Source organism: Rhizobium sp. WSM1274, from assembly GCF_025200775.1.
Lineage (GTDB): Bacteria > Pseudomonadota > Alphaproteobacteria > Rhizobiales > Rhizobiaceae > Rhizobium > Rhizobium leguminosarum_I.
Genome location: NZ_CP104138.1, coordinates 2,262,739 through 2,278,672, shown reverse-complemented (window position 1 = coordinate 2,278,672; position 15,934 = coordinate 2,262,739). Strand labels below are relative to the sequence as shown.

Here is a 15,934-nt window from a genome sequence, read left to right as displayed (position 1 = left end):
TTTTGAAGGCCATGCTGGCCCCAGCCCCATCACCGCTCATTCACCCAGCGCCACCGCAATCTCAGCCGCAAGCCGCGCATTATTCTCAACCAACGCAATATTGGTCTTGAGGCTCTGGCCGTCGGTCAGGTCGAAAATGGTTGAGAGCAGATAGGGTGTGACCGCCTTGCCGGTCACTTCGTCGCGTTCGGCGCTATCAAGCGCCCGCTCGATATAGATTTCCATCTCCTCGCGCGCGATCTCGTCGGCCTCCGGCACGGGGTTGGCAACGAGCATGCCGCCGTCGACGCCGAGCTGCTCGCGCACCGTCTGGAAATTGGCGATGGCGGCCGGGCTGTTCAGCGACAGCGGGCTGCGGATGCCCGAGGAGCGCGACCAGAAGGCGGGGAATTCCTCGCTCTCATAGGTGACGACAGGCACGCCGCGGGTTTCCAGCACTTCCAGCGTCTTCGGAATGTCGAGGATCGCCTTGGCGCCGGCACAGACGACGATGACGCCGGTGCGGGCGAGTTCCTCGAGATCTGCTGATATATCGAAGCTTTCCTCGGCGCCGCGATGCACGCCGCCGATGCCGCCTGTGGCAAAGACGCGGATGCCGGCGCGCGCCGCCGCGATCATCGTAGCCGCAACTGTGGTGGCGCCGGTGCGGCGCTCGGCGATGGCGAAGGCGAGATCGGCGCGCGACACCTTCATCACTTCGGTCGCCTTGGCGAGTTGCTCCAGTTCTCCGGCTTCAAGGCCAATATGCAGCGTGCCGTGAATGACGGCGATCGTTGCCGGCACCGCACCCTGTTCGCGGATGATCGCCTCGACGCTGCGGGCCATCTCGATATTGCCGGGATATGGCATGCCGTGGGTAATGATCGTCGATTCCAGTGCCACCAGTGGCGCGCCGCGCTGCTTGGCGCTGGCGACTTCTTTCGAATAGGCGATCGGCAGAAGAGGGGAGATGGGCTTGGTCATGGTCTTGTCCTGTGATCGACAGAGCATGATGTCGAGGTGCGAGCGGTTTTCGGACGACATCATGCTCAACTATTTAATTGGCCGCTTCAATGCAGAATTCTGACCTTCGGAACAAGGGCAAGCGCCTCATTCAGCAGATCGGGCGTCAGATTTTCGTTGACGGCATGCCGCGACTGGACGGTCAGGGTGGCGGCTGCGGTGCCGTGACGAACGGCTTCTTCGAGCGGCAGGCCTGATATCAAGGCGGCGAGCGTGCCGGCCGCAAGACTATCGCCGGCACCCGTGACATCGGCGACGGTGTCGGCGATCGGCGGCTGCAGTGTTACGGCGCGGCCCTCGCAAAGTGCGACGAGCTCGCGCTGACCGCGAGTAACGACGGCGTTCCGGATGCCGATCTCGTTCAGCAAAGGTGGCCAGCCGGCGGCGTCTTCCGGCAGTGCACCGGCAAGGGCGGCGGCTTCAGCCTCATTCAGGAACAGGTAGTCGATATTCCTGATGCAGGGTTTCAGCCTGACGACCTTGGCCGGCGAGATGGCGATTGCCGCAACGGGCTTGCCTAGCGAATGCGCCTTTGCGACGATCGCCGCGACCGTCTCTTCCGGCAGGTTGGCGTCGAAGAGGATGAAATCATGCGCGGCGAAGGCCTCTCGCACCCAGCGGATGGAGAGACGCCGCGGCACGAAGAAGCGGTAAAGATCCATGTCGGCAAGGGCGATCACCAAATTGCCGTCCTTCTCTATGATCGCCGTGTAGCTCGGCGTCTTGCGGTCGAGGAAGACGAAGGGCCGGTCGTCGATGCCGGCGAAATCGGCAGCTTCTCCAACCGTCTCGCCCATCGGATCGCCGCCGCGCGGCGAGATCATAGTCACCTGAAAACCGAGCCTTGAGAGGTTGCGCGCCGCATTGAAGCCGCCGCCGCCCGGCTCCTCGAACCATGTGCCGGGATTGCTGGCGCCAGGCGCCGTCTCGCCGGAGATGCGGCCGCGCCGGTCGATATGGGCGCCGCCGAGAACAAGAATCTTTTTCTTCATCCGATCCGCTCTCCCGATGCCCGAAGGACGAATCGATACAGCGCGCCCTTCCGCGGCCGAGTCGGCATTTCTGGCCTAAGCCGTTGCTTTTTATCGATAAAACAAATGCAGAACACGTGTCGTTTTACCTTTTTCTTTCAACTGTTTGATCGCCTATTGCGAGAATGGAACAAATGAAGTACAAACTCGACATTGCTAGAGCGGCTTCAATAACCTAAAGGTGGATGGGATGTCTCAGAATTCATTGCGGCTGGTAGAGGACAAATCGGTGGACAAAAGCAAGGCGCTTGAAGCGGCACTCTCACAGATAGAGCGGTCGTTCGGCAAGGGCTCGATCATGAAACTCGGCTCCAACGAGAACGTTGTCGAGATCGAGACGATCTCGACCGGCTCGCTTGGCCTCGATATTGCGCTCGGCGTCGGTGGCCTGCCGAGGGGCCGCATCATCGAAATCTACGGACCGGAAAGCTCCGGTAAGACGACGCTTGCACTGCAGACGATTGCCGAAGCGCAGAAGAAGGGCGGCATCTGCGCCTTCGTCGATGCCGAACATGCGCTCGATCCCGTCTATGCCCGCAAGCTTGGCGTCGACCTGCAGAACCTGCTGATCTCGCAGCCCGATACCGGCGAGCAGGCGCTCGAAATCACCGATACGCTGGTGCGCTCCGGCGCGGTCGACGTTCTCGTCGTCGACTCCGTCGCGGCCCTGACGCCGCGCGCCGAAATCGAAGGCGAGATGGGCGACAGCCTTCCCGGCCTGCAGGCACGACTGATGAGCCAGGCGCTGCGCAAGCTCACCGCTTCGATCTCGAAGTCGAACACCATGGTGATCTTCATCAACCAGATCCGCATGAAGATCGGCGTCATGTTCGGTTCGCCGGAAACGACGACGGGCGGCAATGCGCTGAAATTCTATGCCTCCGTGCGCCTCGACATCCGGCGCATCGGCGCGGTCAAGGAGCGCGAAGAGGTGATCGGCAACCAGACCCGCGTCAAGGTCGTCAAGAACAAGATGGCGCCGCCCTTCAAGCAAGTCGAGTTCGACATCATGTACGGCGAGGGTGTTTCCAAGACCGGCGAACTGGTCGATCTCGGCGTCAAGGCCGGCATCGTCGAAAAGTCGGGCGCCTGGTTCTCCTATAACAGCCAGCGCCTCGGCCAGGGCCGCGAAAACGCCAAGACCTTCCTGCGCGACAATCCGGATCTCGCCCGCGAGATTGAACTGTCGCTGCGTCAGAATGCCGGCCTGATTGCCGACCGCTTCCTGCAGAATGGCGGACCGGACCCGGATGATGGCGACTCCGCCGCGGAAATGTGATTTTCACGCTCGGTTCTTTCAAACATCAAAGCCGGCCGCATTCCCTGATGAGAATGCGGCCGGCTTTGTTTGTCTGCTGGACAGTGGCGGAGGCGAACGTTAAAAGCCGATGGATTTGTATTTACCTGCCTCCGGCAGCATTGAAGGGCATAGCATGAGCGGCGTGAACGATATCCGGTCGACCTTCCTCGACTATTTCAAGAAGAACGGCCACGAGATCGTTCCGTCGAGCCCGCTCGTGCCGCGCAACGACCCGACGCTGATGTTCACCAATGCCGGCATGGTGCAGTTCAAGAACGTCTTCACCGGCCTCGAAAAGCGTCCCTATTCGACGGCGACGTCTTCGCAGAAATGCGTGCGAGCCGGCGGCAAGCACAACGACCTAGACAATGTCGGCTATACTGCACGCCACCTGACCTTCTTCGAGATGCTCGGCAACTTCTCCTTCGGCGACTATTTCAAGGAGAATGCGATCGAGCTTGCCTGGAAGCTCGTCACCGAAGGCTTCGACCTTCCGAAGAACCGCCTGCTGGTGACCGTCTATTCCGAGGACGAAGAAGCTGCGACGCTGTGGAAGAAGATCGCCGGCTTTTCCGACGACAAGATCATCCGCATCCCGACATCCGACAATTTCTGGCAGATGGGCGATACCGGCCCCTGCGGCCCGTGCTCGGAAATCTTCATCGACCAGGGTGAGAATGTTTGGGGCGGCCCTCCGGGCTCCCCGGAGGAAGATGGCGACCGGTTCCTGGAGTTCTGGAACCTCGTCTTCATGCAGTTCGAGCAGACCGAACCCGGCGTTCGCAACCCGCTGCCCCGCCCGTCGATCGATACGGGCATGGGCCTGGAGCGTATGGCCGCCGTTCTGCAGGGCGTTCAGAGCGTGTTCGACACCGATCTCTTCCGCACGTTGATCGGCACCATCGAGGACACGATGGGCGTCAAGGCGGAAGGCAGCGCCAGCCACCGCGTCATCGCCGACCACCTACGTTCCTCGGCCTTCCTGATCGCCGATGGCGTGCTTCCGTCGAATGAGGGCCGTGGTTATGTACTGCGCCGCATCATGCGCCGCGCCATGCGCCATGCACAGCTGCTCGGCGCCAAGGAACCGCTGGTCTACAAGCTGCTGCCGACGCTGGTGCAGCAGATGGGCCGCGCCTATCCGGAACTGGTGCGCGCCGAGGCGTTGATCTCGGAAACGCTGAAGCTGGAGGAAAACCGCTTCCGCAAGACGCTGGAACGCGGCCTGTCGCTTCTGTCGGACGCGACGACGGATCTTTCCAAGGGCGACATGCTGGATGGTGAGACCGCCTTCAAGCTCTACGATACCTACGGCTTCCCGCTCGATCTGACGCAGGATGCACTGCGTGCCCGTGAGATCGGCGTCGACATCTCCGGCTTCACCGATGCGATGCAGCGCCAGAAGGCCGAAGCCCGCTCGCACTGGGCCGGTTCCGGCGAGAAGGCGACGGAAACCGTCTGGTTCGAGCTCAGGGAAAAACACGGCGCAACCGAATTCCTGGGCTACGACACTGAAACGGCTGAAGGCGTCGTGCAGGCGATCGTCAAAGAAGGCGCGGTTTCGACCGAGGCCAAGGCCGGCGACAAGGTGCAAATCGTCGTCAGCCAGACGCCGTTCTACGGCGAATCGGGTGGACAGATGGGTGATACCGGCGTGATCTCGTCCGACCACGGCAAGATCGAGATTTCAGATACGCAGAAGAGGGGCGAAGGCCTGTTCGTGCATCAGGGTACTGTCGTCGACGGTGTGGTCAGGGACGGCGACGCCGTCGTGCTGACGGTCGATCATGCCCGCCGGTCGCGGCTGCGCGCCAACCACTCTGCGACCCACCTGCTGCATGAGGCGCTGCGCGAAGTGCTCGGTACTCATGTGGCGCAGAAGGGTTCGCTGGTGGCGCCCGAGCGCCTGCGTTTCGACGTTTCGCATCCGAAGCCGATGTCGGCCGAGGAACTGAAGATCGTCGAGGACATGGCAAACGAGATCGTGCTGCAGAATTCGCCGGTTACCACGAGGCTAATGAGCGTCGACGATGCGATCGCCGAAGGCGCGATGGCGCTGTTCGGCGAGAAATACGGCGACGAGGTCCGTGTCGTTGCGATGGGCGAGGGCGTGCGCGGCGCCAAGGCCGGCAAGCCCTATTCGATCGAACTCTGCGGCGGCACGCATGTCGGGGCCACCGGCCAGATCGGCCTGATCCGCGTTCTCGGCGAAAGCGCCGTCGGCGCCGGCGTCCGTCGCATCGAGGCCGTCACCGGCGAGTCGGCACGCGAATATCTGGCCGAACAGGACGAACGCGTGAAGGCGCTCGCCGCCTCGCTGAAGGTGCAGCCCGGCGAAGTGCTGTCGCGTGTCGAAGCGCTGATGGACGAGCGCCGCAAGCTCGAAAAGGAACTGGCTGACGCCAAGCGCAAGCTCGCCATGGGTGGCGGGCAGGGCGGCTCGGTCGATGCCGTGCGCGAAGTCGCCGGCATCAAGTTCCTCGGCAAGGCGATTTCGGGCGTCGATCCCAAGGATTTGAAAGGTCTTGCCGATGACGGCAAGACCAGCATCGGATCGGGCGTCGTCACGCTGATCGGCGTTTCCGACGACGGCAAGGCAAGTGCCGTCGTCGCGGTAACGCCGGATCTGGTGCAGCGCTACAGCGCCGTCGATCTCGTCCGCATCGCCTCGGCCGCCCTCGGCGGCAAGGGTGGCGGCGGCCGCCCGGACATGGCGCAGGCCGGCGGCCCCGACGGCTCGAAGGCCGACGAAGCGATCGAGGCGGTTGCCGTGGCACTTGCCGGCTGAACTGCCGGTTCACCAGTGATTTTCGAAAGGCGGAGGCTCGGCTTCCGCTTTTTTCGTTCTCTGATTCAAAGCCCAGAGCCAATTTCCGCAGGATTTGTCAAATCGGACTATGGTTCTCTCAAGCCGATCGATTTGCACGAGGTTCCGACATGAATGGCGAAACGGCATGGGTACTTTATGAAAACCGTCTGAGACGGGTTTCGGCCTATATTCACGACCACCTCGACGAGGAGCTGGATATGGAGCGGCTTGCCGAGATCGCCTGCATGTCGAGCTATCACTGGCACAGGATCTACCGGGCGATCTACGGTGAGACGCTGGCGGCCACCGTCAAGCGGCTCAGGCTGCATCACGCGGCGGGCGAGATCGTCCGCACGGAGCTTGCCGTCAGCGAAATTGCGAAGCGATCAGGCTATCCCAATCTCCAATCCTTCAATCGTATCTTCAAGTCGGTCTACGGCATGCCGCCGGCGCGCTGTCGGAAAGGGGGAAGCCACACAGCCTTTGAACCCTCACCCAACGGAAAGACCAAAGTCATGTTAAACGTTACCATACGTGAGATCGGACCGATCGAGCTGATCGGTGTGCTTCATACCGGTTCCTACATGCATATCGACAAAGCCTTCGAGACGCTGTTCGGCACGCTTTACGCCCGCGGCCTTGCCAAGCCCGAGATGCGGATGATCGGCATCTATCTCGACGATCCCGATATCGTGCCGGAGGAAAAGCTGTCGCTCGATCGCCTGCGTCACCGGCGCTGCCGACGTGCCGGCGGCGGCGCCGTTCGAGCGGCGCACGATCGACGGCGGCGATTATGCGGTGCTGCGCCACAAGGGTCCCTATGCCAATATGCCCAAGTCTTATCAATGGCTCTTTGCAGAATGGCTGCCGAAATCCGGTCGGCAGCTGAAGGACAGGGTCATGTTCGAGGAGTATCTCAACAATCCGCGCGAGGTGCCGCCGACCGAGCTTCTGACGGACATTCACATGCCGCTTGTCTGACGGCGGATATCCCCGGCGCGGTCTGGCAGCCGCGCCGGTTTCAGGGTCAAGCGGCCTGCATCGTCTTGCCTGCCTCGTTGTCCAACTCATTCGCGCGCTTGTAGGCCTCACGCTCGCTGATGCGGCCGAAATAGTCGACGAAGGCCTGGCGCTTTTCGATGCTGCCGAAACCAAGGCCCCAGCCGATATGGGCGCCGACATAGACGTCGGCGGCGGTGAAGCGCTCGCCGGCGACATAGGTCGAGCCCGAGACCGCCATTTCAAGCGTGTTCATGACATCGCCGAAACCGCCGCAGCCGGCCATGCGCAGGCGTTCCTTCGGAATTTCGAAGCCGAGCGCCTTCATCGTCACCGCCGATTCGAGCGGACCGGCGGCAAAGAACATCCAGCGGTAATAGCGGGCGCGCTCCTCCGGCCTCGGCGCCAGGGCCTTTTCGGGGAAGGTCTCGGCGAGATAGGCGCAGATCGCCGCGCATTCGGTGACGATGGTATCGCCGTGGCGGATTGCCGGCACCTTGCCCATCGGATTGACCGCGAGATATTCCGGCGCCTTCATGGTCTCGCCGAAGGTCAGGAGTTCGGTGCGATAGGGCTGGCCGATCTCCTCCAGCATCCAGCGCGCGATGCGGCCGCGCGACATCGGGTTCGTATAGAATACCAAATCTTCAGTCATGAGATCCTCCTCGTGTTCCCGTTATTCTGCGGCCTTGCCGTTCCCCGGAATCAATAGTGCGGCGGGGCCCTTGTGCAACCCCAGGCCTTTAAAGCGTCTTGCGGTACTGGATGAAACCCGAGCGCTCGGCGATCCTGTCGTAGAGCCGGCGGGCCGTTGCATTCGTTTCGTGCGTCATCCAATAGAGTCGGCCTGCACCGTTTGCGCGGGCAAGATCGGCGACGGCCTCGATCAATGCGGCACCGGTGCCGAGCCCGCGGTGGCTGTTGTCGACATAGAGATCTTGCAGATAGCAGGTCCATTGCGGCAGCCAGCAGGAGCGGTGAAAGATGGCATGGACGATGCCGACAAGATGGCCGTCTTCGTCGAAGGCGCCCAGCGCATGCATCGGTTCGTCAGGATCGTGGAAACGAGCCCAGGTGAGATCGGTGGTTTCGGGCGGGATGACCACTTCGTAGAAGCGCTGATAGGCCTCCCACAAGGGTTCCCAAGCGGCGCGGTCCGAGGATTCGAGCGGTCGCAGGATGGCCGTCATCGGTTCATTCTCCCAAAATGAAAACGGCGGGGAAATCCCCGCCGCTTCGATGTTATCTCGGAAAGGCCGGCTTACGCCATGGCATTCTGCAGGTTCTGGTCGATCTTGTCGAGGAAGGCAGTGGTCGAGAGCCACGGCTGGTCGGGGCCGATCAGCAGCGCCAGGTCCTTGGTCATGAAACCGGATTCGACGGTGTCGACGCAAACCTTTTCGAGCGTCGCGGCAAAGCGGGCAAGCTCGGCATTGTCGTCGAGCTTGGCGCGATGCGCCAGGCCACGGGTCCAGGCGAAGATCGAGGCGATCGAGTTCGTCGAGGTTTCCTGGCCCTTCTGGTGCTGGCGGTAGTGGCGGGTAACCGTGCCGTGAGCGGCTTCGGCTTCGACCGTCTTGCCGTCGGGCGTCAGCAGAACCGAGGTCATTAGGCCGAGGGAGCCGAAGCCCTGAGCGACGGTGTCGGACTGGACGTCGCCGTCATAGTTCTTGCAGGCCCAGACGTAACCGCCCGACCACTTGAGCGCCGAGGCGACCATGTCGTCGATCAGGCGGTGTTCGTAAGTGATGCCGGCTTCCTTGAACTGATCCTTGAATTCGCTCTCGTAGACTTCCTCGAAGATGTCCTTGAAGCGGCCGTCATAGGCCTTGAGGATGGTGTTCTTGGTCGACAGATAGACCGGCCACTTGCGCATCAGGCCGTACATCATCGAAGCACGCGCGAATTCGCGGATCGATTCGTCGAGGTTGTACATGGCCATGGCAACGCCGGCGCCCGGTGCGTTGAAGACTTCCTTCTCGATGACGGTGCCGTCTTCGCCGACGAACTTGATCGTCAGCTTGCCCTTGCCGGGGAACTTGAAATCGGTGGCGCGGTACTGGTCGCCGAACGCGTGGCGGCCGACGACGATCGGCTTGGTCCAGCCGGGAACCAGGCGCGGCACGTTCTTGCAGATGATCGGCTCGCGGAAGATGACGCCGCCGAGGATGTTGCGGATCGTGCCGTTCGGGCTCTTCCACATTTCCTTGAGGTTGAATTCCTTGACGCGGGCTTCGTCCGGCGTGATCGTCGCGCACTTGATGCCGACGCCGTATTTCTTGATGGCGTTGGCGGCGTCGACGGTGACCTGGTCGTTGGTGGCGTCGCGGTTTTCGACCGAGAGGTCGAAATAGTCGATGTCGAGGTCAAGATACGGATGGATCAGCTTATCCTTGATGAGCTGCCAGATGATGCGCGTCATTTCATCGCCGTCGAGATCGGCGACGGGATTGGCGACCTTGATCTTGTTCATGTATCTGCCTCGTTCGAGCTTGGATGGGGACGGGGTCCCAGGTGGGTAACGTGATGAGGAGCGCTATAGCATTGTGAACCGGGAACGCAAAGCTGCAACCGGTTTCGGAATGCGTTTTTGCCGCCATTGCCAAGTGTCAGATTTCGGCTAGTGTCCGGCCCAACTGCTGCCCCGGAATATTCGACCATGAAGACAATCGCCGTTGTTATCGCAAGCCTTATCGCCTTTTCCGGCAAGGGTCACGCCGCCGACATCATTGCTCCCGTGAAGGAGATCATGGAGGCGACCAAGAGCAACTGGGCCGACAATAACAGCGACTGGACCGACATCTTCGATGCGAGACGCCTCGACCATCTCTACAGCCGCGATTTCGTCGCGAAATACCAGGCGGCGGCGCAGTTTCCCGCCATCGACGACGACGGCATTTCGCCCTTCGACTACGACGTCATCGTCAACGGCCAGGATGCCTGCCCGCTGGAGGATCTGACGATGGCGGCAGCGCCTGTGGTCGACGGCGTAGCGGAGGTGGCCGTGCGCTTCAAAAAATCCGCCTGCTCGGACGCTGCTGACGCCAAGGACTATACGACCGTTCATTTCCTCGTGGTCGAAGAAGGCGGCAAACCCGTCATCGACGATATTGTCACCGAGAATATCGAAACGCAGGCACGCGATTCCCTGAAGGCGACAATGGCGCTGATTGCCAAGGGCCAATAGGCGAGCGACATTCAAGAGCATCGGGATTCGATCTCGGGCGGTTTGATTTCCGCTCTTGCGGCGGTATCTGTTGATCCCTGGGCGGCATGAGGGGCTTTTGCATTTGTTTTCCGGTTTTCAGTTCCGCGACTGGCTGCTTGCCAACGATCCGGCGCTTTCGCGCCTGCGTATGGCATCGCGGGTGACGCTGACGATCGTTTTCTCCTTTTTGGTCCTCCTCGCCATCCAGATGTTCATCGTACCGTTGCCGACGGCGGCTTTCGGCCTTGGCATCGTGCTGTCGATCGAGGGTGGGGTGGCGGTTCGCGACAAGGGCAATACGCGACAACTGGTGACGCGGCTCTTCGGTTGCGTCGCAAGCCTCGGCGTCGTCGCCATCGCGGCGGGCCTCGAGGATCGCCGTTTTCTCTCCGATCTCGTCTTCCTGGTGGTGATCGCGCTCGCATCGGCGGGCCGCGTTTTCGGGCCCCGCGGTTTTGCGATCGGCATGTTCGCCTTCACCTCCTATTTCATGGGGTCTTATTTCCGGCCTTCTCTTGCCGAGCTGCCTGATGTGGCGATCGGCCCCGTTGTTTCGGTGCTCTTCGGGCATCTGGTGAGAGCTGTGCTCCTGCCGGATGATTGGCGGCGCGACCTGCTGCGCTCGCTCGAAAGCGTGCGCGGCCGGATCAACCAGATACTCTTCAAGCTCGCCGCCCTAGCCGGTGACGCCGAGATCGGCGAAGCCGACAGGCAGGAGCTGCGCCAGCTGGAAGACCGGTTGAAGGAAGTGGTGCTGATGGCCGAAACCTTCATTCCGCGCCCGGCCGGCGGGGTTTTCGATGCCACCGCCGATCCCGCCGCGGAGCTGGCGATCCGGCTCTTCGATGCGCATCTTGCCGCCGAGAGTGCGATCGTGCTGAGCTTCCAGAGCCAGCCGCCCTTCGCACTCGTCCATGCGGTGATCGAGGCGGATGCGGCCGAGCTTGCAGCCTATAGCGCCATGGCGGAAGCCATCAGGGACGAGCCGCAAGGCGAAACCGTGCGGGCGCTTCTCTGGCTCGGCGAGGCGCGGCAGCAGCTAACGCAGGCGATCGGCGAGGGGCAGACCTCCGGCTTTGCCGGCATCGATGCCGTCAGGGACACTGCGCAGTCTGAAAAGATCGACTTTTCCTTTGCCAATCCGCTGCTGCGGTCGGCGCTGCAGATCACGCTCGCCTCGGCGCTCGCCATGGGCTTCGGTCTGCTTCTGTCGCGCGAACGCTGGTTCTGGGCGGTGCTTTCCTCCTTCCTCGTTTTCACCAACACCAATTCGCGCGGCGACACGGCGATGAAGGCGCTGTCGCGCTCGCTCGGCACGGTGTTCGGCATCGCGATCGGCCTTGTGCTGGCGACGCTGATTTCGGGGCAGCTGGCGATCGCCATTCCGGTTGCGGCCGTCTGCATTTTCCTCGCCTTCTATTTCCTGCAGGTTTCCTACGCGACGATGACCTTCTTCATCTCGATCGTGCTTTGCCTGGTCTATGGCATGACCGGCGTGCTGACGCTCGACCTGCTGCAGCTGCGCATCGGGGAGACCATGATCGGCGCGGTGGCCGGAACGGCAGTCGCCTTCCTGGTCTTTCCGGCCCGCACCCGGGGTGCGCTCGATGCGGCACTTGCCCGCTGGTTCCAGGCGCTGGAGGACCTGCTGAACGCGATCGGTGAGGGCAAGAGCGGCTTCGAGTTGATCGCCCTGTCACAGAAGATCGATGCCTGCTACCGCGACGTGACGGTGGCCGCCAAGCCGCTCGGCTCGTCCTGGTCGGTGGTGACGCGGCCGGGCCAGATCCGCCAGACGCTGGCGATCTTCCTCTCCTGCACTTATTGGTCGCGCATCCTGGCGAAGAGTTCCACAGCGCCGGCCGAGGCCGACGCACTGAAGAGGCTGATCGCGACGGATCTGGCGCTGATGAAAGATGCGGCCGCGCAAGGCTCGACCGCTTTCTTCATCGAGCGCAAGGCATCGCGGACGACAGGACGGCATCTGCCGCTGTCGCGCGAGGGCACCAGGCTGGGGCTCGAAATGATCGGTTCGGCGCTGGAAAGGCTCTATCCGCAGGCTGACGTCTTGCCGTTTGCACCGGGCGAGGTTATTGCGCGCTCGAAACAGGGATAGAACCATGGCAGGCACGAACAGCGAGCGTCAACTTCTGGCCGAAGGGCCGGCCATCATTCTGGTCGAGCCGCAGATGGGCGAGAATATCGGCATGGTGGCGCGTGCCATGGCGAATTTCGGCCTTGCAGAACTGCGCCTCGTCAATCCGCGCGACGGCTGGCCGAACGAGAAAGCCTTGGCGACTGCCTCCAAGGCCGATCACGTCATCGAGGCGACAAAGGTCTACGATACGCTGGAGCAGGCGGTCGCCGACCTCAATTTCGTCTATGCGACGACGGCGCGCGAGCGCGACGGTTACAAACCGGTGCGTTCGCCTGTCATCGCCGCCGAGACGCTCCGGGCGAGGTTTCGCGCTGGCGAGGGCACCGGCATCCTCTTCGGGCGCGAGCGCTGGGGGCTGACCAACGAGGAGGTGGCGCTTGCCGACGAGATCGTCACCTTTCCCGTCAATCCGGCCTTCGCCTCGCTGAACATCGCCCAGGCGGTGCTGCTGATGTCCTATGAATGGATGAAATCAGGCATGGAGGATCTCGGCGCCGTGCCCTTCCAGGCGATGGGGCAGACACCTTCGACCAAGGAACAGCTGTTCGGCCTGTTCGACCAGCTGGAGGAGGCGCTCGATGTGCGCGGTTATTTCCACCCTGCCGGGAAAAAGCCGAAAATGGTCGACAATCTACGCGCTGTTCTATCCCGCCGGGCTTTCACGGAGCAGGAAATCAGCGTGCTGCGCGGCGTCATCTCCTCCCTCGACCGCTTCTCGCGCAAGAGCCCGCGCGGTGGCCGGTTCCCCATAGCGGCCAAGGAAACACCGCCCGATGACAGCGCCGACGCATGAGCTGAAACCCGTCCTCGTCTTCGATTCCGGCATCGGCGGGCTCACCGTCTTGCGCGAGGCGCGTGTGCTGATGCCGGAACGCGGTTTCATCTATGTCGCCGACGATGCCGGCTTTCCCTATGGCGGCTGGGAGGAACAGGCGCTGAAGGAACGGATCATCGGGCTTTTCGGCCGGCTGCTCGAAGAGCACGATCCCGAAGTCTGCATCATCGCCTGCAACACCGCCTTCACGCTGGTTGGCGCCGATCTCCGCGCCGCTTTTCCCCAGATGACCTTCGTCGGCACCGTGCCGGCGATCAAGCCGGCGGCGGAGCGTACGCGCTCCGGCCTCGTCTCGGTGCTCGCGACGCCGGGCACAGTCAAGCGCGCCTATACCCGCGATCTCATCCAGTCCTTCGCCCAGCAATGCCATGTGCGGCTCGTCGGCTCGGAGAACCTTGCGCGCATGGCGGAAGCCTATATTCGCGGCGACGCCGTCTCCGACGACGCCGTGCTTGCCGAAATCGACCAGTGTTTCGTCGAGAAGGACGGCCGAAAGACCGATATCGTCGTGCTCGCCTGCACGCATTATCCCTTCATGGCCAATCTTTTCCGGCGGCTTGCGCCCTGGCCGGTCGACTGGCTCGACCCCGCCGAAGCGATCGCGCGGCGCGCCCGCACGCTGGTGCCGCTGGTTGCAGACGCTGTGCATCCCGACAATGTTGACTTCGCGGTGCTCACCTCGGGCGATCCCGATTTTGCGACCCGGCGGCTGATGCAGGGATTCGGCTTGAGGGCGTAGCTCGGCGAAGAAGCGCGATCACGGCGCTGGATCAGTTTCTCGGATGAAGCCAGGAATTGTCCTGTGGGTTGGCGAAATCCAGTCCTGAAAAACCGCGCATTCTTTGATAGACGGGGCGATGCCGTTTCGGAAGAATGGCGCTTCATTCATGTGAGTCTCTTCGTCGCGAGGATATGCATTGCAGGTTGGCATCGATATGGGATTGGCGTCCGGCAGCCCGGCGACGCTCGATATCGAGGAGCTGCTGGCGACCCGTCTGCTCGTGCAGGGCAATTCCGGATCGGGCAAGTCGCATCTACTGCGCCGCCTGCTCGAGCAGTCGGCGCAATGGGTGCAGCAGGTCATCATCGATCCAGAGGGTGATTTCGTCACCCTCAGCGACAGGTTCGGCCATGTCGTGGTAGATGGTGAACGCACAGAAGGGGAGTTGGCGGGCATCGCCAACCGCATCCGTCAGCATCGCGTTTCCTGCGTGCTGACGCTCGAAGGCCTCGATCTCGAAGACCAGATGCGCGCCGCCGCCGCCTTCCTCAACGGCATGTTCGATGCCGATCGCGAATACTGGTATCCGGTTCTCGTCGTGGTCGACGAGGCGCAGATGTTTGCGCCGTCGGTCGGCGGCGATGTCTCGGAAGATGCGCGCAAGATGTCGCTCGGCGCGATGACCAATCTGATGTGCCGCGGGCGTAAACGCGGCCTTGCCGGCGTGATCGCGACGCAGCGGCTTGCCAAGCTCGCCAAGAACGTCGCCGCTGAGGCCTCGAACTTCCTGATGGGCCGCACCTTTCTCGATATCGACATGGCGCGCGCTGCCGACCTGCTCGGCATGGACCGGCGCCAGGCCGAGATGTTCCGCGACCTGAAGCGCGGCAATTTCGTCGCCCTCGGACCGGCGCTATCGCGCCGGCCGCTGCCGATTCAGATCGGCGCGGTGGAGACCTCGGCGCGCTCTTCCAGCCCGAAGCTGATGCCGCTGCCGGATGCGCCTCAGGATGTCGAGGATCTGATCTTCACGCCCGATCCGGAGGAATTCCAGCGGCCGCTGGTGCGCCGTGCCCCGCCGGCGCCGCGGCCGACGACCGATATTCTGGCCGAACTCTCGCGCTCGACGCCGGCGGCATCGGCGGTACCTGCCGAGGCGAGGGCGAGCCAGGCGGAAGTCTCCGCCGAGGAGCGGAAGGAGCGCCTGGCTGGCGTGCTTGCCGAAATCCTCGACGATCCCACCTCCGCCTTCCGTACCGATTCGGTGCTCTACCAGGATTTTCTGGTAAGGCTGCGCATGCGTCGCGTGCCGGGACCGCCGATCGCGCTGCCGGATTTCCGCCGGCGTGTGGCGATCTCACGTTCCGGCGTCGACGCAACGACAGCTGCGACCGATGCCTGGGCGACGGCGCTGTCGCTGTCTTCAGGTGTCACCGACGACCTGCAGGGCGTCTTCCTGATGCTCGCCAAGGCCGCCGTCTGCGGCGAGCCGTGCCCGTCGGACGCCCGCATAGCCCGCGCCTACGGCACCCACTCCGCCCGTCGCGCGCGGCGCCTGCTCGGCTATTTCGAGGAGCAGGGCATCATCGTCGTGCACGCCGATTTTTCCGGCAAGCGTATCGTCGCTTTCCCGGACATGGACTGCCAGACGGCGCCGGGCGACGCCAACGCGCCTGATGCTGGCGGGGACCAACCGCTGGCGGCGGAATAGTGGCGCTTTCCGGGTTTGCCGCTGTTGACATTTTCATGACGGCCCTCTAAAGACCGCCGCAAGCACCGGGCAGCAATGTCCGGTGTTTCATTTGACATGTCCCGTGGATCGTTTCTGTTCGCTAACCGGAACATCCTGTCGGATCTCGGCAGAGATCAGA

Annotated in this window: 12 protein-coding genes and 1 pseudogene; 8 read left to right on the top strand and 5 right to left on the bottom strand. The window is 62.6% G+C overall.

The window, feature by feature from the left end:
* Nucleotides 1-36: 36 nt before the first annotated feature.
* Both N2600_RS11560 and N2600_RS11555 read right to left on the bottom strand, forming a co-directional pair.
* Nucleotides 37-963: a pseudouridine-5'-phosphate glycosidase gene (locus N2600_RS11560; RefSeq protein WP_026154171.1), complete on the bottom strand. Its 927-nt coding sequence runs from the start codon at nt 961-963 to the stop codon at nt 37-39.
* 86 nt (nt 964-1,049) lie between these two features.
* Nucleotides 1,050-1,994, bottom strand: a complete 945-nt coding sequence (locus N2600_RS11555) for a carbohydrate kinase family protein (RefSeq protein ID WP_222294807.1) — start codon at nt 1,992-1,994, stop codon at nt 1,050-1,052.
* Nucleotides 1,995-2,223: 229 nt separating this feature from the next.
* Between N2600_RS11555 and recA the strand changes: the two genes are divergently transcribed.
* From recA to N2600_RS11540, 3 genes and pseudogenes are all read left to right on the top strand, one after another.
* The gene (gene recA, locus N2600_RS11550; protein ID WP_003568997.1) at nt 2,224-3,312 is read left to right on the top strand and encodes a recombinase RecA; all 1,089 of its coding nucleotides are present in this window, start codon (nt 2,224-2,226) and stop codon (nt 3,310-3,312) included.
* 154 nt (nt 3,313-3,466) lie between these two features.
* Complete coding sequence (gene alaS / locus N2600_RS11545) at nt 3,467-6,121, top strand: alanine--tRNA ligase (protein WP_222385156.1); 2,655 nt, start codon at nt 3,467-3,469, stop codon at nt 6,119-6,121.
* A 149-nt stretch (nt 6,122-6,270) separates the two neighbouring features.
* Nucleotides 6,271-7,123: pseudogene (locus tag N2600_RS11540) on the top strand (AraC family transcriptional regulator).
* A gap of 46 nt (nt 7,124-7,169) precedes the next feature.
* Here the strand turns inward: N2600_RS11540 and N2600_RS11535 are convergent.
* The 3 genes from N2600_RS11535 to N2600_RS11525 all read right to left on the bottom strand — a co-directional run bounded on the left by N2600_RS11535 (nt 7,170) and on the right by N2600_RS11525 (nt 9,614).
* Nucleotides 7,170-7,796, bottom strand: a complete 627-nt coding sequence (locus N2600_RS11535; protein WP_017964509.1) for a glutathione S-transferase family protein — start codon at nt 7,794-7,796, stop codon at nt 7,170-7,172.
* An 88-nt stretch (nt 7,797-7,884) separates the two neighbouring features.
* Nucleotides 7,885-8,331, bottom strand: coding sequence for a GNAT family N-acetyltransferase (locus N2600_RS11530; protein WP_017964508.1), 447 nt, complete (start codon nt 8,329-8,331; stop codon nt 7,885-7,887).
* Between the two features lie 71 nt (nt 8,332-8,402).
* Entirely contained in the window at nt 8,403-9,614 is a 1,212-nt protein-coding gene (locus N2600_RS11525; RefSeq protein ID WP_222385155.1) for an NADP-dependent isocitrate dehydrogenase, read from the bottom strand.
* A gap of 186 nt (nt 9,615-9,800) precedes the next feature.
* Between N2600_RS11525 and N2600_RS11520 the strand changes: the two genes are divergently transcribed.
* The 5 genes from N2600_RS11520 to N2600_RS11500 all read left to right on the top strand — a co-directional run bounded on the left by N2600_RS11520 (nt 9,801) and on the right by N2600_RS11500 (nt 15,774).
* Nucleotides 9,801-10,328 carry a hypothetical protein gene (locus tag N2600_RS11520; protein WP_222385154.1) on the top strand — a complete coding sequence of 176 codons (528 nt, stop codon included), beginning with the start codon at nt 9,801-9,803 and terminating at the stop codon, nt 10,326-10,328.
* 97 nt (nt 10,329-10,425) lie between these two features.
* On the top strand, nt 10,426-12,465 hold the full coding sequence (locus N2600_RS11515; protein WP_260298766.1) for an FUSC family protein: 2,040 nt from the start codon (nt 10,426-10,428) through the stop codon (nt 12,463-12,465).
* 4 nt (nt 12,466-12,469) lie between these two features.
* Nucleotides 12,470-13,300, top strand: coding sequence for an RNA methyltransferase (locus N2600_RS11510; RefSeq protein ID WP_222385151.1), 831 nt, complete (start codon nt 12,470-12,472; stop codon nt 13,298-13,300).
* Complete coding sequence (gene murI / locus N2600_RS11505; protein ID WP_222385150.1) at nt 13,281-14,081, top strand: glutamate racemase; 801 nt, start codon at nt 13,281-13,283, stop codon at nt 14,079-14,081. Before N2600_RS11510 ends, murI begins: the two co-directional genes overlap by 20 nt.
* 178 nt (nt 14,082-14,259) lie before the next feature.
* Complete coding sequence (locus N2600_RS11500) at nt 14,260-15,774, top strand: ATP-binding protein (protein ID WP_260110937.1); 1,515 nt, start codon at nt 14,260-14,262, stop codon at nt 15,772-15,774.
* Nucleotides 15,775-15,934 lie beyond the last annotated feature (160 nt).